This window comes from Microbacterium sp. Root1433D1 (assembly GCF_001426835.1).
Classification (GTDB): Bacteria; Actinomycetota; Actinomycetes; order Actinomycetales; family Microbacteriaceae; genus Microbacterium; species Microbacterium maritypicum.
Map to the genome: position 1 here is coordinate 261411 of NZ_LMFN01000004.1, position 21972 is coordinate 283382.

The 21972-nt window shown below is 67.4% G+C and carries 10 protein-coding genes; 8 read left to right on the forward strand and 2 right to left on the reverse strand.

The annotated features are described in order from the left end of the window. Positions 1-144: 144 nt before the first annotated feature. Complete coding sequence (locus ASD13_RS16945; protein ID WP_055871893.1) at positions 145-5241, forward strand: beta strand repeat-containing protein; 5097 nt, start codon at positions 145-147, stop codon at positions 5239-5241. A gap of 82 nt (positions 5242-5323) precedes the next feature. Here ASD13_RS16945 and ASD13_RS16950 read toward each other — a convergent pair whose 3' ends face one another. Continuing rightward, positions 5324-7843, reverse strand: coding sequence for a helix-turn-helix transcriptional regulator (locus tag ASD13_RS16950; RefSeq protein WP_235562664.1), 2520 nt, complete (start codon positions 7841-7843; stop codon positions 5324-5326). Between the two features lie 440 nt (positions 7844-8283). On the opposite strand from ASD13_RS16950, the gene ASD13_RS16955 reads away from it, so the two are divergent. The 3 genes from ASD13_RS16955 (at position 8284) to ASD13_RS16965 (ending at position 13644) form a co-directional block, all read left to right on the forward strand. Then, on the forward strand, positions 8284-11211 hold the full coding sequence (locus ASD13_RS16955; RefSeq protein WP_082531551.1) for a DUF7927 domain-containing protein: 2928 nt from the start codon (positions 8284-8286) through the stop codon (positions 11209-11211). Positions 11212-11354: 143 nt separating this feature from the next. Next, positions 11355-12014: a class F sortase gene (locus ASD13_RS16960; protein WP_157535667.1), complete on the forward strand. Its 660-nt coding sequence runs from the start codon at positions 11355-11357 to the stop codon at positions 12012-12014. Then, positions 12007-13644, forward strand: a complete 1638-nt coding sequence (locus tag ASD13_RS16965) for a sigma-70 family RNA polymerase sigma factor (RefSeq protein WP_055871906.1) — start codon at positions 12007-12009, stop codon at positions 13642-13644. Before ASD13_RS16960 ends, ASD13_RS16965 begins: the two co-directional genes overlap by 8 nt. Positions 13645-13692: 48 nt before the next feature. On the opposite strand, the gene ASD13_RS17465 is transcribed toward ASD13_RS16965, so the two are convergent. Continuing rightward, positions 13693-13863, reverse strand: coding sequence for a hypothetical protein (locus ASD13_RS17465; protein WP_157535668.1), 171 nt, complete (start codon positions 13861-13863; stop codon positions 13693-13695). A 677-nt stretch (positions 13864-14540) separates the two neighbouring features. Here ASD13_RS17465 and ASD13_RS16970 point away from each other — a divergent pair. From ASD13_RS16970 to ASD13_RS16985, 4 genes are all read left to right on the forward strand, one after another. Beyond that, positions 14541-16067: a SpaH/EbpB family LPXTG-anchored major pilin gene (locus ASD13_RS16970; protein ID WP_268776193.1), complete on the forward strand. Its 1527-nt coding sequence runs from the start codon at positions 14541-14543 to the stop codon at positions 16065-16067. A gap of 115 nt (positions 16068-16182) precedes the next feature. Continuing rightward, entirely contained in the window at positions 16183-17148 is a 966-nt protein-coding gene (locus ASD13_RS16975; RefSeq protein WP_157535672.1) for a class C sortase, read from the forward strand. Positions 17149-17167: 19 nt separating this feature from the next. Then, positions 17168-20665: a SpaA isopeptide-forming pilin-related protein gene (locus ASD13_RS16980; RefSeq protein WP_055871912.1), complete on the forward strand. Its 3498-nt coding sequence runs from the start codon at positions 17168-17170 to the stop codon at positions 20663-20665. A gap of 94 nt (positions 20666-20759) precedes the next feature. Beyond that, positions 20760-21947: a hypothetical protein gene (locus ASD13_RS16985; protein WP_055871915.1), complete on the forward strand. Its 1188-nt coding sequence runs from the start codon at positions 20760-20762 to the stop codon at positions 21945-21947. Positions 21948-21972: the final 25 nt, after the last annotated feature.

The following is a 21972-nucleotide window of genomic DNA, read 5'->3' on the forward strand; positions in this document are numbered from 1 at the left end:
GTGCGAACGCGCAGCGGTGAAGCGATGAATGGGGAGACAGTCATGGGGTTTCGTGTTGCCCGCAAGGACCACACAGCCGATGGCCTTCCGTCCGAGCGGCAGAGCCGCTGGCGGGGCCGTGCAAGGAAACTGATCGGCGGCGCCGTGAGTACGGCGCTCGTCGCGTCGTCGATGGTGTTCGTCGGCGGGACGCTGACGGCCGCGCCTGCGGCCGCGGCTAGTCCGTTCCTGTGCACACCGGGCGCGGTGTACGTGCAGAACGCCACCGAGGTGCGCGAGTTCACGGTGAAGGAGCAGGGTGCACCGGGCGACGGCGGCACGCTGGGCTCCTCCACGGTCGGCCTCGACTACTCCAACAACGCCCTCGGCATCTCGTCCAGCGGTCAGTACGCGTACACGGTCACCAACGCCGCCGGCTCGAAGGTGCTCGCCAAGCACGATCGCGTGACCGACTCCACGAGCCGCACGACGTTCACGCTCAACTCTTCTGTGCTCCGTGGTGCTGTGCACCCGGTGACCGGCGTCTACTACTTCGCCAGCGGTACCTCCGTCGACGGGGCCATCAACCTGTACGCCTGGAACGAGAGCGTCACGCCGCAGGCCTATGTGCAGGTCGGCACGCTCCGCCCGACCGCTGACAGCACCGCGTTCGGCGCCAACGGCGACATGGCCTTCAGCGCTTCGGGTCAGCTCGTGCTCGTGGCGGACAACGTCATCTACTCGTCTGACCTTCCCACCTCGCTCGTGCCGAGCAACGCGACCATCGAGGCCAAGCAGGTCCACAACATGGGTGCCGGTGTGCAGGGCAACGGCATCGCCTTCGGTAACCTCGGGCACATCTTCGTGTCGGTCGCCGGTAGCGATCCGAGGATCATCGAGGTCGATCTTCCGCGCGGGCTGACCGTCAACTCGACGTCGACCCCCGGCTTCTCGCCCACCGACATGGCGAGCTGCACCTTCCCGAACACCCTCACCCTGAAGAAGGACCTTCCCGAGGGGCGTCACGCCGCCACCGACCAGTTCGCGCTGCGCGTGCAGTCGCCGGCCGGATACCAGGTCGCGCAGACCGACGCCACCACGCGCGGTGAGCGCACGGGGCTGCAGCCCGACTACGCGGGACCGGTGTTCACCAACCAGGGCGACACCTTCCGCCTCTCCGAGGCCGCATCCGGAACCACGGACCGCACCCGCTACGCCGAGTCCCTGGATTGCGTGCAGGTCAATTCCGACGGCTCCACGATCCCGGTGGCCGTGACGGCATCGGGTGAGGTGAAGCAGCCTGCCGGTTCGCTCGGCACGGATGTCACCTGCACGTTCACGAACGTGCGCCTCGCGCCCGACCTGGCGCTGCGCAAGACGTCCGACCCCGCAGCCGGCGTCGCCGTGCACGCCGGTCAGCGCCTCACCTACACCGTCGAGGCGGAGAACACGGGCAACACGCGCCTCGACCCCGTCAGCGTGACCGACGACCTGTCCGGCGTGCTCGCGTTCGCCGAGTACCAGGGTGATGTCGCCACGAAGATCGATGGAAAGCCCGTCGCCTCGGGCGCCGCGACCGTCACGGGCGACGACCTCGCCTGGACCGGCGCACTCGAGCCCGGTCAGGTGCTCACCGTCACCTACTCGGTGATCGTCGACGCCGGTGTCGAAGGAGAGCGGATCGCCAACAGCGTCACCGCCTCGGGAACCCCTCCAGGCGGTCTCCCCCCGATCGATCCCCCCGCCGTCACGACCGAGCACCCCGTCGCGGGCTACACCGTCGCCAAGAGCTCAAGCCCCGCCGCCGGCACCGTCGTGGAGCCGGGACAGACCATCGAGTACACGGTGACCGGGACCAACACCGGCGCCACCGTGCTGAACCCGGCCTCGATCGCCGACGACCTGTCGGGTGTGCTCGCGCACGCCGCGTACAACTCCGACGTCACCACCTCGATCGACGGCACGCCCGTCACCACGGGGGCGGCCACCATCACCGGCGACGACCTCGCCTGGACCGGCGCGCTCCAGCCCGGGCAGACCGTGACCATCACCTACTCCGTGACCGTGGATGCGGCGTCTTCGGGTGAGGTCCTGCAGAACACCGTCAGCGGCACGGCCACTCCGACGACACCGAACCCGGGCGACCCCACCGGGCCGCAGGTGCCGGGCGAGCCGATCGTCCCGCCGACCGCGACCACCGAGCACCCGGTCATCGGGTCGGGCTTCACGATCAGCAAGTCCGCCGATCCCGCCTCGGGCACGGCCGTCTCCGCTGGAGACACCGTCACGTACACGATCACCGGCACCAACACCGGCGACACCGACCTCGACCCGGCCCGGATCGTGGACGACCTCTCCGGCGTGCTCGACAGTGCCGCCTACAACGACGACGTCACCGCCGACCGCGGCTCGGTCGCCGTCACCGCCAACACGCTGACCTGGACCGGCGATGTGCCCCGGGGCGAGTCGGTCACCATCCGCTACACGGTGACCGTCGACGCGGGCGTGAAGCAGGCGCTGCTGAACAACGTCGCCACCGGTACGGCCACTCCTCGGATCCCGGTCGACCCGAGCGACCCCGACAGCCCCACGACCCCCGGAACGCCGATCGTCCCGCCGGCCGTGGAGACGAACCACCCGGTCGTCGACAACGGCTTCGAGGTGACGAAGTCCGCCGACCCCGCCTCCGGCACCGCCGTGCGCGCGGGTGACACGATCACGTACACGATCTCGGGCGTCAACACCGGCAACACGACACTCGACCCGGCGACGATCGTCGACGACCTGTCGGCGGTGCTCGCACACGCCCAGTACGGCGGCGATGTGTCGGCCTCGACCGGTGCGGTCGACCTCGCCGGCACCACGCTCACCTGGACAGGAGCGCTCGCGCCCGGCGCCCGCGTCGACATCACCTACACGGTGACGGTCGACGAGGACGCGACCGGCGTGCTGCTGCGCAACACCGTCACGGGCGAGGGAACGCCCCTCATCCCGACCGACCCGACGGACCCGGACAGCCCCACCACGCCCGGCACCCCGGTGACGACGCCGCCTTCGACCACGGAGCACCCGGTGGCCACCCCCGGCTTCACGGTCACGAAGTCGGCCGACCCCGAGACGGGCACGCGCGTCGACCCCGGCAGCGTGATCACCTACACCGTCACCGGTCGCAACACGGGTGACACCGTGCTCGACCCGGCCTCGATCGCCGATGACCTGCGCGGTGCGCTGGCGCACGCGTCGTACAACGACGACGTGACGGCCACTCGCGGCGACGTCAGCGTGGCAGACGGTGCCCTCGCGTGGAGCGGCGTGCTGCTTCCCGGCCAGGACGTCGTCATCACCTACTCGGTGAAGGTCGACCCGACCGCCGGCGGTGAAATGATCGCCAACACCGCGACCGGTTCGGCGACTCCGCTGATACCGACCGACCCGAGCGACCCGGACAGCCCCACCACGCCGGGCACGCCGATCACGCCGCCGCCGTCGACCACGGAGCACCCGGTCAACGAGCCCGGCTTCACGTTCGCGAAGACGGTCGACCCGGAAGCGGGCACGGCCGTGGACCCCGGTGACGTGCTCACCTACACGCTGACCGCCGTCAACACCGGCCAGACCGTTCTCGACCCGGTCGAGATCACGGACGACTTCTCGAAGGTGCTGCCGTACGCGTCGTACAACGGCGATGCCGCGGCCGTGATCGGCGGGCAGCCCGCCGGTGCGGTGACTGTCGACGGTGCGAAGCTCGGCTGGTCCGGCGCACTCGCGGTCGGTCAGACCGTCATCGTCACGTACTCCGTGACGGTCGGCGCCGACGGCGTGGGCTCCGTGATCGAGAACAGTGCGAGTGCGACCGCGACCCCGCCCGGAGGCTCGGTCATCACGCCGCCGCCCGGCACCACGACGAATGCCGTCAACGTGCCCGGATTCTCGGTGTCGAAGAGCGCCGACCCGGCAGCGGGTACGGCAGTCGACCCCGGCAGCGTCATCACCTACACGGTGACCGGTGTGAACACCGGCGAGACGGTCCTCGATCCTGTCGCGATCACGGACGACCTCTCCGGCGTCCTCGCTCACGCCGACTACAACGGCGACGCGACCGCCACGATCGGTGCCGCCGAGACGACCGCTCCCGCGGTGGCCGGCGATCGCCTCTCGTGGACGGGCGTCCTCCAGGTCGGCGAGACCGTCACCGTCACGTACTCGGTGACCGTGCACGCGGATGCCGGCGGGACGATCCTCGAGAACTCGGCTTCCGGCTCGGCGACCCCGCCGGGTGGGGTGCCTCCGATCGAGACGCCTCCCGCGACGACCGAGAACCCTGTCAACGAGCCCGGCTTCGAGCTGCGCAAGACGGCAGACCCCGCCTCGGGGACCCGGGTCGACCCCGGCAGCGTCATCACCTACACGGTGACCGGTGTGAACACCGGTGAGACGGCGTTGTCGCCCGTGCGCATCACCGACGACCTGTCGGGTGTTCTCGCCCACGCCGCCTACAACGACGATGCCGCAGCGACCGTGATCGACGGACCCGCTCTGGAGCCTGTCGTGGAGGGTGACGAGCTCACCTGGTCCGGCGTGCTCGCCGTGGGTCAGCGCGTCACGATCACCTACTCGGTGACCGTGAACGGTGATGCCGGCGGTGCGACGATCGCGAACACGGTCGCCGGAATCGCCACCCCGCCCGGTGGCGCGGAGATCACGCCCCCGCCCGTGACGACCGAGAACCCGGTCGGCACCCCGGGCTTCACGTTCGCGAAGACGGCCGATCCCGGTTCGGGCACGGCCGTCGCCACGGGAAGCACCGTCACCTACACGCTGGTCGGCACCAACACCGGTGAGACGGGCCTGGACGATGTCGCCATCGCGGATGACCTCTCCGGAGTGCTGCGGCACGCCGACCTCCGCCCCGGTGCGACCGCCGTCATCGGCGACCGCACGGTGGCCGCACCCGTCGTGGACGGAACGCAGCTGCGCTGGTCCGGCAGCCTCGCCGAGGGCGAGAGCGTCACGATCACGTACTCCGTGACGGTGCACGCCGACGCGGCAGGGGCGACGCTGCGCAACGCGGCCGTGGGCTCGGCCACACCTCCCGGCGGTGAGACGATCACGCCGCCGAAGAGCTCGACCGAGAACCCGGTGCTGACGCCGCTCGCCCTCACCGGCGGACTGCTGACGCCGTGGGTGCTGGCGCTCGCGATCGCTCTGCTGCTCGGCGGTGCCGTGCTGCTGATCCTGCGTCGACGCCGGTCGCAGGCCTAGCGGTCACAGGAAAGGCCTCGTCTGTCGCGTGCGACGGACGAGGCCTTCTGTGTCTCCCGGGCGGTGTCTCGCCCGGTCGCCCTTACTCGGGCAGCAGACCGTGGCGCGCCGCCTGCTCCATCGCCTCGGTGCGGTTGTGGGCGCCCAGCTTGCGGTAGATGCTGCGGAGCTGGGTCTTGAGGGTGTTCTGCGAGACGTTCAGCTCGTCCGCGATCGCCGGCAGAGACGCGCCCGAGGTCAGGGCCCGCAGCACGATCTGCTCGCGAGACGACAGCCGTGGCCGCGTCGCGAACGACGGCAGCGCCGATCGCAGGGGGAAGGTCCCACGGCCCGTCGGGTCGAGGTCGGCACGCACGGCACCGAAGTCCTCGGCGCTCAGGAGCACGAGCGGGGTGGTGAGACCCCGGTCGATGAGCTGCACGCTCAGCGCCTCGCTCGAGGGCTGCGCGGCCGCGGAGGAGACGCGGTGCAGTGCGGCACTGTGCACAGCCGCTGCTTCCGCGCGTTCTCTGGCGGTGGAGGGCCGCAGGCGGGTCTGACCCAGAAGCCGGGACACGTCGGCGGCCTTACCGTCGATGAGAGCCAGGCGCGCCCGCTTGAGGACCGTGCCGAAACGATCGGCGACCGCATCCCGCTGCAGGATGCTCCGGGCCGAGCTCACGTCACCGAGGGCGAGGTGCAGCAGAACGCGCGGCTGAGACAGCGCTTGGCGCACGTGGGCTGTAGCCGCCTCCTTGCCCCGGAGACGCACGAACGATTCCAGACGCTCCAGTCCCGCTGCGGGCTCACCGTCGTGCAGAGCGACCCACGCCTCGACAGCGGCCATCGTCGTCCAGTGCTCGCTCGTCGCCCGGTACGGCTCGAAGAAGCGGATGTGCTGCTTGGCCGCGGGGAGATCACCGTCCTCCACCGCGAGCATCGCCTCGGCCACATGGTAGAACGTGCTCCGATAGCTGTCGAGGAGCGCCGGATCCCAGTCGCCGTCGCGGATGAGGGCGACATAGTGCCTGGCCTCCGGCAGGTCTCCGTTCAGCGCGTGGACCCCGCCCAGGAGGCAGATGCCGTGGAAGGCGTTCTTGTTGCCGTGCGCGGCGGCGAGCGCCGTCGCCTGCTCCCAGATGTGAACGGCGTCGTCTCGTCGTCCGCCGTCATAGAGCGAGATGCCGAGGTGGGTGCACAGGAGGGGCATGTCGCAGGCGTACTGCTGCCATTGCGACTCGGGTGTCTCGGTGAACAGGGCCAGTGCGCGTGCGGCCACCTGGGCGGCGCGCTCGGGTCGGCCGATGGCGCGCAGCGATGCGCTCTCGGCGGCCCAGATGAAGATCCGCTCCGTCGCCGAGAGCGTGGTCCGACGGGCATCCGCCGCCGCCACCGCGATGCGCAGGAGCTGGAGCCCGCGCTGGCGGCGGAGGCGATTGGGCTTGAGACACATCCCGAGCAGCATGGCCACGAGAGGCTCCTCCTTGAGCCGTGACACCGGCACGTCGCCGAGCAGGTCGACGACGGCATGCCGGTCGCGGTGGAGCAGGCGGTTCCACCCCGACATCGTCACATGCGTGGCGAGGCGCAGGTCGTCGTCCTCCATCGCGAGGCGCAGCCCCTCGAGCGGCATGTCGCGGCGCACCGCACCCTCTGCCGCGACGCGTCGCAGCTGAGCGACCTCGTCCGGAAAGGTCCGGCGCAGTTCACGGCGCAGCATGCCGCGGGTGAGGGGGGTGAGGGCGAAGCTGCTGCGTCCGTCGGCAGACCAGCGGCCGAAGCCGAACATCTCGGCCTGGTCGAGGGCCTTCGCGATCGCGGAGTCGCCGGTGAGCGCCACCGCGAGGGGAAGGTCGACCGAGTCGGTGACGCTGATCCGCAGCAGTCCCTGCAGGGCCTGAGGATCGAAGGCGCATTCGGCGAGCCGATCCTGCAGGTAGTCCTCGATCACGGTGGTCGCGGCGCGCAGCGATGAGGCATCAACTGCGGCGCCGCGCAGCGCGAGAGCCCGGATGAGGGCGGGGAAGCCGCCCGTCGCCTCTCGCGTTGCGGCGGCCGTGTGCTCGTCGACGTCGAGAGCACGACGGATCTCGTCGGTGTCGAACATGAGCTGTTCCGGGGTGATGAGCGTCGTGTCGATCACGAGGTCGAGGCCCTCGCTGTCGAAGGGACTGGGGCGGTTGGTGGCGACGATCAGCCGGGTCATCGCGGCGGTGGCCACGGCACGGCACAGGGCGAACACGCCCTCACGGTCGACCGCGGCCGCGTCATCGAGCACCAGGGCCAGAGGAGCATCGACGGCGCGCAGCCGTGCCGTCACGGCGGCCCAGCCTTCCTCTCCGGCGGCGGTGTGCGCGGGATCCGCCTCCGGCAGGGCCCGTAGCAGGGCGCCGGCGAGGGCGTCTCCGGTCGCGATGGCGGGGGTGACGGTGATCCACACGACGCGGGACGCGGTGGCGGACGCCCATTCCACGAGGGCGGTCGTCTTGCCCGACCCGGATGCGGAGCGCATCAGCGTCAGCGGTGACGCGGTCTCGAGCGCGGCCGTCAGACGGGGGTGGCTGACCGCATGCGCCGACACCCGCGGCAGATACCCGTCCCGTTGCACGGCAAAAGACGACACTGCACCTCCCCAGGTCCCGTCCCTACGATATCGCCCGGCGGCTCGTCGAGGTGCAGGGTCGGGCGCCGTTCGACCGGCCGGGGTCGGGGCATTGTCCGCATCGCGCCCGAGCGTTCGAGAAGAGGGTGGATCGATCCCCACCGATCCACCCTCTTGGCCGTGAGCGATTCACGGCCGCGCAACGACATCGGGGAGGTGATGTCGTGTGCCTCACTCTGAGGATGCGACCAGCTGGGGAGATGTTCGCATCCTCACTGGGAGGACACTCGAATGCCCCGCGGATGACGCGGTTCGTGAAAGGCCGCGATGTTGCGTCGATCGGTATATCGCCCGTCTCTAGGAGTAACCTGGCGCTCAGCGTCATCCGCGGCGTATCCGCGTGTCTGTAATCAAGGCGATCCCTGTGGAAGTACGGGTCGCTCTCCCGGGGAGGGGTGGACATGGAGCTATCGTCTGGATGGCGCGGAGTGAGGTACCTGGCGTTCGGAACCTCGGTTCTGCTCATCGTCTCGATGCTGTGGGCGATCACGTCGGTGTCTTCGGCCGCCGCGGCCGTGGGCGACCCCTTCGGGGCTCAGCGCCCCACCGTCCTCGTCGCGCAATCCCCGGCGGGTGAGGGCACGAGCCTCTACCGGGCGGAGACGGCGAACGACGGCTCGTTCGAGTTTCTCCCGGAGGGGACGGACTCGAGTGGCCTCTACAACGCGATCTCGTGGAGGCCGGCGGACGGCTACGTCTATGGGATGGTGGTCGAGGCGATCGGAGCGATTCCGAGTGGCAGTCTGATTCGTATCGGCGAAGGCGGGGCGGTGACGCGGGTCGGCACCGCGCGCTATTCGCATACCGGCGACCCGGCCCGCCAGTATGCATGGTACGCCGGAGCTTTCAGCCCTGATGACGGATTCCTGTATGTCGCGGACGGCGGTGGGGCCAACAATCCGGTCACGGTGATCGATGTCACCTCCGGCGCCGTGGTGCGAACGTTCGATCTGTCGCCCGACGTCGCCGCCGGGCAGGATTTCGAGTTCCTCGGCGGGTATCTCTGGTCCATGACAGCGACCGGAGCCGTGCAGCGGATCGATGTCGCCACCGGGGCGGTGACGGTCTTCGCCGCCGTGGGCCCAGCCGACAGCGGCGGCTATGGAGGCGCCTGGAGGTTCGGCAACGGCAACCTCGGCTTCTCCGGCAACGACACGGGCGACATCGTGCAGCTCCAGATCACCGATCCCACGTCGGCGACTCCGACCTTCAGCGTCGTGGCCGTCTCGCCGAGCCCGCCATCGACCAACAACGACGGAACGGCGATCCCCGGCGACCCCGTCGACCTCGGCATCGTCAAGTCCGGGCCGGCGCAGTTCACCCCCGGGGGGCAGATCGCCTACACGCTCACCGTTACGAACGAAGGTGGGGGCGAATCCAGTGGCTGGCACGTCACAGACAGCATGCCGACCGGGCTGGTCGCGCTGTCTGCGACCGGGACCGCGGGAAGCTCCTGTTCGATAGCGGGCGGAGGCCAGGACATCTCTTGCCATGGCGGGCGGCTGAGCGTCGGGCAGAGCATCACGATCACCGTCGTCGTGGGCACGGATGCAGCAACGGTGACGCCCTGCATCACCAACGTCGCGGACGTGCTCGGAAACGAGTCGGACCCCGACCCCGCCGACAATCGGTCGCAGAGCACCAGCTGCACGCCCGGCGAACTGGTCGTGGTCAAGTCGGTGAATCCGAGCAGCGGTTCCCCCGTGGGGGTGGGGCAGTCCGTCACCTACACCGTCGCCTTGCAGAACATCGGCGGCTCTCCGGTCAACGTCGCCCAGGATGATGTCATCGCCGGAGTGCTCGACGATGCGGTCATCGTCGATGAGCCGGTCTCCTCCGACCCGGCCTTGTCCGTCACCGCCATATCTGCCGGACGATTCTCGATCTCGGGCACTCTGGCCGCCCTGCAGACCGTTTCCATCTCGTACACGGTGCGAGTCCTCCCGGACAGCGAGCGGGGCGACGACCTCCTGGCGAACTTCGTCGTCGCGTCAGGCGGAACCCCTCCGGCGGTCTGCGCAGCAGGGGATCCGCTGTGCACGCAGAACCCTGTCGCGGGGTACTCGATCGTGAAGAGCGCATCGGCGCCGTCTGCCGTTCCGGGAGATGTGATCACCTACTCCATCACCGTCTCCAACACGGGCCGAGTCGACTACTCGGCGGCGGATCCGGCATCCTTCGTCGATGACCTCACCGACGTCCTCGACGATGCGACCTACAACGGCGACGCGAGCAGTGGTGCGGTTTTCACGGCTCCGCAGCTGAGCTGGGAGGGTGCGCTTCCGATCGGTGGCACCGTCGTGGTCCGATACTCCGTGACTGTCGATGAATCGAATCCCGGAGATCTGCAACTGACCAACACGGTCGCTCCCACCGGTATCGGGGGCGAATGTGCGAGCCCGACCGGATGCACCACGGTGACTCCGATCGGCTCGTACACGATCGCCAAGACGGTGGACGCCGATACGGCACGGCCCGGGCAGAAAGTCACGTACACGATCACGGTGACCAATACGGGGCGCCTCGATTACACCGCGGGCGCTCCGGCCAGCTTCACCGATGATCTGTCCGGTGTGTTGGACGACGCCACATACGACGATGGCGCCACACAAGGTGTGGTCGTCCTCGGGGACACCTTGTTCTGGTCCGGTGCCCTGCCGGTGGAGTCGACCGTGCAGATCCGCTACTCGGTCACTGTCGACGACCCCCGTGCCGGCGACCGGATGCTGCACAACGTCGCCATCCCCACGGGTCCAGAAGGGTCGTGTGCCGGAACATGCCGAACCGCGACCGCCGTCATGTCGTACGCGGTCACGAAGACGGCTTCCGTGTCGGAAGTCGACCCCGGAGGCACCGTGATGTACACGATCACGGTCAAGAACACAGGCCGGGCCGACTACACCGATGTCGATCCGGCATCGTTCACGGATGATCTCACGCGCGCTCTCACACAGGCGGACTACAACCGTGATGCGGACAGCGGTGCAGTTTTCGCATCTCCGGTGATCAGCTGGGCGGGGCCTCTGGAGGTCGGCGGTAGCGTCAGCATCACCTACTCCATGACCGTGAAGCCGGGCGCATCCGGTCACCTGCTCAACGTCGTGGTCACGCCTCCGTCCTCCGGAGGGAACTGCGGTGAGAGCACACGCAACCCGGACTGCCGCGTCACTACTCCGATCAGCCCCGTCGGCGCTCAGGTGAGCACGGGAGGCCACACGGCTTCTTCGCTCGCGAAGGCGGGATGGACGGGACTGATCTGGATATCCGTCTTCCTCGCGTGCACGATCGGTCTCATCATCGGTCGCGCAAGGAGGCGAGCCCGGCTATGAGGTACGCACACCGTCTGGATACGCCACGTGAAGCACACGGGCCAGGGTCTGGGTCTGACACGGACACGGAAGGCGCGCGCCTGCGCAGGTGGCGCGGCAGAAGCCTGAGCGCAGCCTTGGTCGCGCTTCTCCTTTCTGCCGGCGTGATCCTCACGCATCTCGTGTGGACGGCGGACCCGTGCTGCGGTCCTGTCGACCTGAACGGTGCCGTCGCCGCTCTCGAGCCGAGCGATGTTCCCCCTCGCGAGGTCGTCGCCCGGCAGGACGCCGTGGATGCGGGCAGCGGGCGCATCGTCGTTCCGTCGGTCCACCTGGACGTCCCGTTGGGGGCGCTCAACGAGGTGGACGGTGTCATCACGCCGCCGGGCTTCGCCTCGATGTACTGGGTGCGCAATCGTGGAGTGGCTGTCGAGGAGGCAGCGCACGGCACCGTGTACATCGTCACGCACTCCCTCCGCGGCGGGGGAATGGCACCGGGCAACTACCTGTTCGAGACGGACACGGGGCAGCCGACCTTGGAGGCGGGCGACACGATGGTCGTCGATGGAGTCGAGTACGCCGTCGAGAGCCTCAGAATCGTGCCGAAGACGCAACTCGAGGGGGATCGAGACCTCTGGTCGGCGATTCCCGACCGACTCGTTCTCATCACCTGTCTCCAAGCGGCCACCGACACACCATCCGTCGAGAACCTGGTCATCGTCGCCCAACGCGTATCGACCCCGTACGAGCGCACCGACGTCGACGCCTCAGCCATCGCGCCCGGACGCGCGGTGGGCCCCGTGAACGGACGATCGCATGACTGACGACGACATTCTCGTGACGGAGACCGCCGACACGGATCTGATCACGGCGCTGCGCAACGGCGATCGCAGTGCCTACGCCGAGCTGTGGCGCAGGCACGCACATGCCGGCACAGCTTTTGCCCGTTCGTTCACCAAGAGCTTCGACCCGGACGATCTCGTGTCGGAGGCCTTCGCCCGAATTCTGCGGATCATCGACGCCGGCGGCGGCCCGACCGCATCGTTCCGGTCCTACCTCTATACGACGATCCGCAATACAGCGATCAACTGGCAAAGAGACAACCGCACGCGCCCTCTGGGTGAAGATGAGGACCTGCCCGATGAGCGCAGCGAGGCCATGTTCTCCGCGGTCGAGAGCTCGCCGACGATGGAGGCTTTCCGCAGTCTCCCGCAGATCTGGCAGGAGGTCCTCTGGTACGTCGACGTGGAGGGGATGGCTGCTGCCGAGATCGCGCCCCTGCTCGACGTCTCGGCGAACAGCGTCGCCGCACGCACGTACCGCGCGCGTGAGGGCTTGCGTCAGGCCTGGATCCAGGTGCAGTTGGACACGGTTGCTGAAGGCAGCGATCACCAGTGGGCTCTCGAGCGGATGGGCGCGCATGCACGCGACGCCCTCGCACGCCGAGACCGCGACCGTATGGAGAAGCATCTGTCCGAGTGCGCGCGATGCGCGCTGATCGCGAGCGAGGCATCCGAGATCAGCTCCCGGCTCGCCCTCACCGTGGTGCCGGCGATCACCGGCCTCACCGGAGCGGCGTTGGCCGGATGGATCGCGAGCCTTCACGGCGGCGCTGCGGTGCAGACGGTGGCGATGGGAGCCGATGGCATCGGGGCCGACGAAGAGGCACGGCCGGTCGAGGAGGCTCCCAAGCCGGCGACGAGGAAGTACATCATCGGCGGGATCCTCTTGTTGCTCCTCATCGCCGCCATGTTGTCGGTCCTGCCAGGCCTCCTCGCACCTCCGGAAGCGCAACCCTCACAGCAGCCAGGACTCCCATCGAAGCCCGCGCCTGCGCCTTCGTCGACACCCGCGGCGACTCCGTCGACGACGCCGACGCCCACGCCGACGCCGACACCGATGGAGCCCGAGGCGCCGTGGCGCGCCCCTCTCGCCGCACCGCAGGTTCTCAATCTCACCGGCGCACCGGTCCGGCTTCCGCGTCCTGTACTGTCCGGTACAGGAACCGCAGGCTCCTCCATCACCGTGCGTGCCGGCGGCGAGGCGGTCGGAGGGACAACGGTCGGTGCCGATGGCCGATGGACGCTCACAGCGGACCTGTCTCGTCTGCAGGACGGTCCGCACCAGCTGACCGTGACGTCGTCTCTCGTCGGAGTCGTCTCGGCTTCAGCGACTGCCGGCATAGTCGTCGATCGATCCATCTCCATCCCCTCGGGCATCGCCGTCACGTACGAACCGGAAGGGGTCGTCGTCAGCGGCCGTGCCGACCCCGGCTCCATCGTCACGGTTCGCGGAGACGGTGTCGACGCAGCCGTTGCAGCGGGCGCGGACGGCGCGTGGCGAACCGCGCCGATCGCGGGGTTCCCGGCAGGGCGCAGCGTGCTCACCGCAACAGCGGCGGACACGGCGGGCAATGTCTCGCCGGCTTCAGCCCCGATCCCCGTGACGCGCTGAGGCCGCGCGCGTTCGGGTGAACGGCGGCGTCGAAGCGAGGGTGATGTTCTACGAGACGGAGGCGTCAGCGTTCTTCTGGAATCGCTCGATCCAGTCCGCGTAGCTGTGGTCGTGGCCGATCTCGCACTGGCACAGGACCGGTACTTCGGTGTGGATCGCATCCCCGGTGAAGTACTCGATGTGCTCGGTCTCGACGATATTGACGCGCGGGCTGTTCATTGTGCACCTGTTGTTCGTGATGACATCGTTCGACTTCCCTAGGTCGCAGAGAAGGACCGAAGTGGCGGGAGGGGTGGATTCCCTCCCGCCACCGGGAGGATCTGATTCCTCATTGGGGGGCAGATCGCCCAGTCGAAGACCCTGTGGGGAGAGCCTTTGACGATCGAGTGAATCCGGGGAGGGTATCCACTCTTGATTTCAGACAGAAGAAGGCCATCTGGATGACGCGAGTTCGAGAATCGGTCGAGAGAGCTCGCGTCACGATGGGAATGGGGAGGGGTCGCCCCCTCCCCATTGGATGAGGGCTGCGAAGCCCTCAGCCGTCCCCCCGATCTTCGACCGAGGACCGCGCGAGACTCCCCATGGGCCTCCCGCTCAAGTCGATGACCGTCGGGCGCAGGATGACGGCGAGCAAACCCCAGTGTCGCAATCATCTGCACAGCCTCCGGTCAAAGTGACTTGTGCATTACAGACACGCGAGATCGCAGGCGATGACGCGCACGGCCGGTATTCCGGAATTCACTCGTCGCAGCGGCAATGCCCGATGAAAAAAGTTGAGTATCGCGTCATCGAGGTCGGGATCTTCCGTCTGCAATGTACGGGGATGACTGGGGAGCGCTTGCGCCACCGTCGTTCCGATACCGGGGCCTTAGGCCATTCTAGGGAGGGGACGTTCAGTGTCTGGACGAATCAAAGCAAGACGCACACTGACGCTGATGGGCGCTGCTGCCCTCGGCGTCTCGACGCTGATGGGGGCCGGTGCGGCCTACGCAGCACCACAGGACTACGGCAACATCGACCCGGATCGCACCGGCTCGTTGACAGTGCACAAGTACCTGCATCAGACGGGAACCGTCGAGGGAGACATCAGTCAAGCGCCTGCTGACGGTACCTTCACCGATCCCGTCGCCGGCGTGGAGTTCACGGTGTACCCGCTCCTCGAGGGCGGAACGCCGATCGATCTGACGGTCCCGGAGAACTGGGAAGGGCTGGATGCACTGGCGCCCGGTGCCGCGTGCACGGCGCCGTCTGGCTACACGCTCGGTGCTCCTATCGTGATGCCCGCCACCGATGCCCTGGGCACCGCGACGGTGTCGCTTCCCCTCGGCGTCTACCAGGTCTGTGAGACCGCGGCTCCGCCGCAGATCGTCGACCGCGCGATCCCGTTCATCCTCGCGGTTCCCATGCCGCACGAGAACGGCTGGGTCTACGACGTCCATGCATACCCCAAGAACGGCGAAGGAGTTGTCGAGAAGACGATCGATCCTCAGCAGGACACCGGACTGGGCTCCGTGATCCGCTTCCCCGTTACCGTCCCGGTGCCGACGATGCAGGAGACGTGGACCGGCTTCGCGATGCGCGACACGCTCGACGCGCGTCTCACCCCTGTCGCACCTGCAGACATGGCGGTCACGGTCGACGGAGTGCCGCTCGACCCGAGCTTCTACACCATCACGGTGAGCGGCCAGCAGATCACGATGAACTTCACCGCGGCTGGCATCGCCTGGCTCAATGAAGGCCCCAACGCCCATGTCGGCGAACGGGTTCAGGTCGTGTTCGCCGGAACGGTCACCTCTGTCGGTGACGGCGCGATCACGAACCAGGCCGAGCTCTGGCCGAACAACCCCGGCTTCGACCCGACCGTGCGCCCGCCGCTTCCGTCCAACGAGGTCAAGACCTACTGGGGCAGCCTCGACGTGCAGAAGCGCGCGGCCGGCACCTCGGGCACCGAGGGAACGCTCAACGGTGCGGTCTTCGAGGTGTACAACGCTGCGGACCCGTATGCCGCCGATTGCTCTGCGGCAACCGCGACCGGCTCGCCGGTCGTGGTCAACGGTGAGTCTGAGTTCACCTCGGCAGGCACCGGTGTCATCTCGATCGCGGGGCTCTTCGTGAGCGACAGCGTCAACCCGGTCATCGACGCCCAGCAGCGCTGCTACGTGCTGAAGGAGGTCGCCGCTCCGTCGGGGTACGTTCTGCCGGCACAGCCGTTCACACCGGTTGCTGTGAAGATCGGGCAGACGACCACGTCGGACAACGTCGAGATCGTCAACACTCAGCAGGGCGTGCCGCCCCTGCCGCTGACCGGTGCGAACGGACAGATCATTCTGATCACGGCCGGATTCGCCGCTCTTGCGATCGCCATCGGGCTGCTGCTGGTCAAGCACCGTCGACGCAACCTCGACATCACGAGCGTCGAGTAGTCGAGAGGGGAGTGATCCTGGCGCTGCCGGGATCACTCCCCCACCAGCACGAGGAGACCTCGGGAGGGGTGGGGGGATGATGACGATCACATTGGACACCAGCGCGGCGACCGCAATGTCGCCCGCGGGCGCTGGTCCGAGGCGCCGGCCAAGATGGGCGCCGGGGGCGCTGACCTGGCTCGTCGCGTGCCTGGGAATCGTTGCGTTGGGAACAGGTCTGTACCCGATGACAGCGTCCTGGATCAGTTCGTACAACCAGTCCCTGGTCATCAGCTCCTACGAGGAGCAGCTTCGAGACGTCGAACCCGGCGCGAGGGAGCAGCTTCGCGACGCGCATCTATACAACGACGCGCTGAGCGCGGGAGTCGTGCTGGAAGAGAACGGCAATGTTCCGGTGAGTGACGGAACGCTGTCCGATGACGCGCTCGACTACTCCCAGATCCTCAGCGCGAACACGCAGGGTCTGATGGCGCGGGTGAAGGTTCCGCACATCGATGTGGATCTGCCGGTCTACCACGGCACGAGCGACGCGGTCCTTCTCGAAGGGGCAGGCCACCTCGAAGGTTCGCACCTTCCGGTGGGCGGGATCGGCACCAGATCGGTGGTGACAGCGCATCGGGGACTCGCCAACGCGACGATGTTCTCTGACCTCGACAAGGTGGAGGTCGGAGACGCCGTCGTCATCGAGACCTTCGGCGAGGTGCTCAGCTATCGCGTACGCGAGATTCACGTCATCGCTCCCGAGGAGACGGACACCTTGCGTGCCGTGCCGGGCGAGGACCTGGTGACTTTGATCACGTGCACACCGCTGGGAATCAACTCGCACCGCATCGTCGTCACCGCAGAACGGGTCACCCCGACGCCGGCTGACGACATCAGATCTGCCGGGGCGCGTCCGACGATTCCCGGCTTTCCCTGGTGGGCGGTGTACGGAGGGGCCGGGATCGCGATCGTCCTCGCATACCTGCTCCGGCAGGGATTCGTCGATGCGCGTTCGGCGAGAGCCACGCGGCGCGTCGAGATGAGTGCGGCCGGGGCGGCAGAGGCCGCCGATGGCGTGGGGACAGACAGCAATGAATGACAACAACTCTGGGGGAGCTATGAAGAAGATGGACGTGCGGCGGAGAGTCGCGCTGCGCGCGCAGCTGCGGAGGTTGTGCGCGGGAGCGCTCGCCGTGTTCGTCGTCGGCGGCATGAGCACTGTGCTCGCCGCCCCTGCGCACGCAGCGACGGTCTATGAGATCGAAGGCAGCTGGCAGGCGCCGGTGCCGACACAGGTCAAATCCGGCGATGTGCTGAGCTCGGCGTGGCGGTTCAACATCAACGATGATTCCCCCGCGCCGACCAACGACCCGGTCGACAACGTCACCGTCACCTTCGTCGCCCAGAACGCGAAGTTCACGGCCTTGCCGTCGGTGTGTCTCACCACCGGCGTGACTCCGGCGTCGTCGATCTCGACAGATGGCAAGACCCTCACCTGCAACGTCGGCACCCGCGATCAGGGAACAGCCGAGCTGCTCATCGCTGGTCTGCAGGTCGACGGTACGACTGGTTCTGCGGTGTCGATCTCGGGGTCCGTCGGCGGCGTCGACGCTACGCTCCCCGAGATTCCGATCGTCAACGCATTCGCGATGGACATGAAGTTCGATGAAGGAAAACCGACCAGCTCACAGGCCGGAGCGCTCCAAGAACTGTCATTCCCCTGGTCGTTGCGTCATTCTCCCGGTGCCGAGGCCGGACCGAACACGGTCAGCTATGACCTCACACTCTCTTCGACCGCAGGTAACACCATCTCGGCGATGTCGGCGGGTTGCGTGGTGCAGAATTCCACACAGGCGGGGCACCCGCACTCGGGCGCCGGTCAGCCCGCGGCAGAGACGGCGCCGTTCCCTACGGCCTGCACGCTCGTGAGCATCGGCACGAATCGAGTGCGTCTCACGTTGACGGGAATCGACTACTCCAAGACTCTCCGCCCCACCCTCGATTCGGCAGGAACCGCTCTGCCCACTGAGTGGGATGTCGTCGCTGCGGGTCTAATGAAGCTTCAGTTCACCTACACCAACCCGACCACCACCTCGCTTCAGGCGACGACGCCCACCTACACATCGGTGCTCGGGGCCACGTCCGTCGATGTCGCGGCGAACAACACCAACAGTGTCGCGTCGACGCGAGGAGTCTGGACGGGCGGCTGGAGCCTGAACAATCTTGAGCCGCCGGTGTCGGGCTCGATCTGGACCGATACCTATCGCACGCTCGCAGGGCAGCCTGCGAGATCGGTCTCGGGCGTACGGTCGCCGTTGCCGGGGGACACCCAGAGCACGCAGGTGTGCACGATCGTCGACTCGCGCTACCTCGACGTCACCGACGCCGTCATGGGCAGCGTGTCTGGCGGGGTTGTGACGCCGTATCCGGGCGTGCAGTACCAGTACTACACGGGCACCGGAACCCTGAACAACCTGAACCCGGCGCACGCCAACTACAATCCGAACACGTTCACGTGCGATGGCGGCGGCTGGACCACTACACGCCCCGCCGACATGAGCACGGTGCGCGCAGTCAAGGCGATCATCAGCCCTGCAGTCGGCCTGACCATCCCTGAAGCCGTCCCGCGCCTGTATGTGGATTCGGTCATCAAGCCCACGGTAGCTGTCGGGCAGGACATCTGGACATGGACGTCGTACACGCTCAACGGCGGCACGAGCTGGTTCAACCCGAACCGCGAACTCACCCCGAGCAGCGTGCCGCTTAGCGGCACGCTCACCCCGGGGGCACGCTATCCGTTCACGGGAGGCGGGCGCGACGTGTTCCGCATCATCGCCGCGACGCCGCAGATTCAGAAAGACGTCGATCAGCAGGAGACTGTTCCCGGAGCGACCGTGAACTACACACTCACCTACCGTGCACAGGCTCCGGTCAACACGTCTATCGGTGGGTTGGTCGTGCGCGACCTGCTTCCTGCAGGTATGGAGTACATCGTGGGCAGCGCTTCGACGGCCCCGACGTCGATCACTGGCCAGAACCTCGAGTGGGCGCTGACCAACGTGCCGACGAACACCGACTTCGTCATCACGTTCAGCGCGCGCATCCCCGCAGACGCGGAGCCGGGAGACGTCTTCGCGAACACTGCGACAGCGGCGACCGGCGGAGTCACTGCAGAAGACACGGCGTCGACCCTTATCCGTGACGGTGGATACACGATGTTGACCAAGACAGCAGCCCAGGCCAAGGTGCCACACGACGACGGCGTAGCCAGTGACTCCTGGACCGTGCGGATCTCGTCCAACGACACCAGGACGCAGGCCTTCACCGACACGATCGACGTCCTTCCCTACAACGGCGACGGCCGCGGCACGAGCTTCACCGGGAGCTATCAGCTGAGCGGTCCCGTGCAGGCCGTCGCCGGTGCGACCGTGTACTACACGACGGCGAGCCCTGCGACACTCAACGCCGACCCCGCGGACGCGACGAACGGATCTGCGGGTTCTGTCACCGGGAACACCGTCGGGTGGTCGACGACATTCGTCCCGAATGCCACCGGTGTCCGCGTGATCGGGCCGGCTCTCGCCTCCTCGACGGCGCAGGAGTTCGTCGTGGCAGTGACCACGACCGGGGCGACATTCGAGGACACGTATGTGAATCTCGCCGAGGCGAGGTCGGATCGGACCAAGCTCGTCATGCGCACCTCGAGTCGATTCGAGATCGGAGCCGTCAACTCGGTCGCGCTGAAGAAGTACGTCCAGGACACCGATGGCGTCTGGCACGATGCCAACGACATCGACGACTACCCGTCCTTCCACACCGGAGCCACCCTGCACTATCGCCTCGTCGTCACGAACACGGGCGATCAGACGTTGCACGACCTCGTCATCTCAGACGATCGTGTCGACCTGGCGGCGCTCGACCCGCTGCCTGCAGGTCTGACGGCCGGGGCGATCCTGCCGGAACTGCTCCCAGGAGCCGCGAACGCGGTGACGATCGAGTATGACGTTCCGCTCACCTCCCGCCCCGAGGGCGGCTACCTCGTGAACACCGCGTGCGTCGCTCCCCAGGATGCGACCCCGCCCGCTCCGGGCGAGCCTGCGCCCGTCGAGGAGTCCTGCGATCCGGCAGGGGTGCTGGTGTTGCCGTCGAGCCTGACCTGGACGAAGACAGCAGCGGGAACTTCGGAGCGCCTCTCCGGGTCCGAGTGGGAGCTCACTCCCGTCGACGCCAACGATGCACCGACCGGTGCCGCAGTCGCCGTGGTCGATTGCGTTGCCGCCTCCGCGACGGACTGCACCGGGGCGGACATCGATCCCGTGGCCGGTGTGCTGACGATCGATCCACTTGTCGACGGACGCTACCGGCTCGTGGAGACGCGGGCGCCTGCGGGGTTCCAACTCGATTCGACTCCGCGCTTCGTCACGGTGCTCGGAGCGACCACGCTCGACCAGCCGATCGAGAACCGCGAAGCCGAGGGACCCACTCTTCCGCTGACAGGCGGCTGGGGCAGCCTCGTGTTCTGGCTCGCAGGCGGAGCGTTGGGAGCTCTCGCGATCTTCGCCGTGATCCTGCAGCGACGACGCCGTAGCCGGAACGTCGGGGCTCTGGATGAGTGAGCGCTAGCGGCTGATCTCCCTACTCCGGGCCTACGCTGGCACCGCGCTCTCATGAGCGCGGTGCCAGCGATCAGTACGACAGAGGAGTCCTGCGATGGAACTGACATCACTCGGCCTGCGGCGCTCCGCCGCCGTGGCCACCTTCGCTCTGATGGTCCCCATGATCCTCAGCGGATGCGCGGCGCCGTTCAGCATCAATCCCGAACTGGCCGACGAGCACATCCCGCCAGGTGCCGCCTCCGTCAACCCGCTGCGAACCGACGATGAGTTCCGTGCGGCGATGGGGGCCTTTCCGATCATCGGCGACGCCTCCTCAGACGCGATCACCGTTCCCGGCCTCTACGGAGCGCACGGCCTTGCCAAGATCGACGGCGGCTTCGAACTCGAGCGCTCGGACACGTTCACCCCTCAGGGTCTCGCAGTCAGCGATGAGTTCGTGTTCATCTCTGCCTACGACCACGAGCATGAATTGAACTCGGTGATCTTCGTCCTCGATTTCGACGGCAACTTCGTCAAGACGATCGCCCTCGACAACAAGGCGCACGTGGGGGGAATCGGATATGACCGGGAAAGGGAAGTCCTGTGGGTCGGGGACAAACGGTCGGGTCATGCTGTCATCTCCGGGGTCGAACAGGAAGTCCTCGACCAATACGACATCACCAGCAAGATGCCTGTGGAGTACGGCCTGTCGCTCTACGTCGACAGTCTCCCAGCGACCTCTACTCTGTCTTTCGCAGGAGACTTCCTGTGGGCCGGCTACTTCTCGAACGCCGCAGAGGAGTCGCAGATCCAGCTCTTCTCGTTGGAGTTCACACGCGACGAGAGCGGAGAGGTGCAGCTCCTGAGCGTCGGTGACGCCGAGCATATCCGGGTCTCGGAAACAGGTGAGCTCCACATCTCCGCGGACGCGGCGTTCCAGGCGCCCAAGGAGGTGCAAGGACTCGGGTTCGACGGCCAATACCTGTACGTTGCGCAGTCGTTCGGCACGCAGGAGTCGAAGCTCTCCCGATACGAGCTCGCGATCGAGGGTGAGGACGTGGTCTTCTCGGGAGGGCGCTCGGTCGCGCTCCCGCCGTACCTCGAGCAGATCGGCCTCGCTGACACAGAGGAAGGTCTATATATCCTCCCTCTCTTCGAGAGCGCCCAGCCGAGCTATCGAAAGAAGGTCGATGCCTTCGTTGACCGTGTCGTCGCGATTGCGGAGGATGCGTACGTCGGCGCGTCAGAAGACGACAGCGAGGCGCCGAAGCTCGTCGAGATCCCCGTGTCGATCGTCGAGTAGGTGCACCGCGTCACAGCCGTCGGAG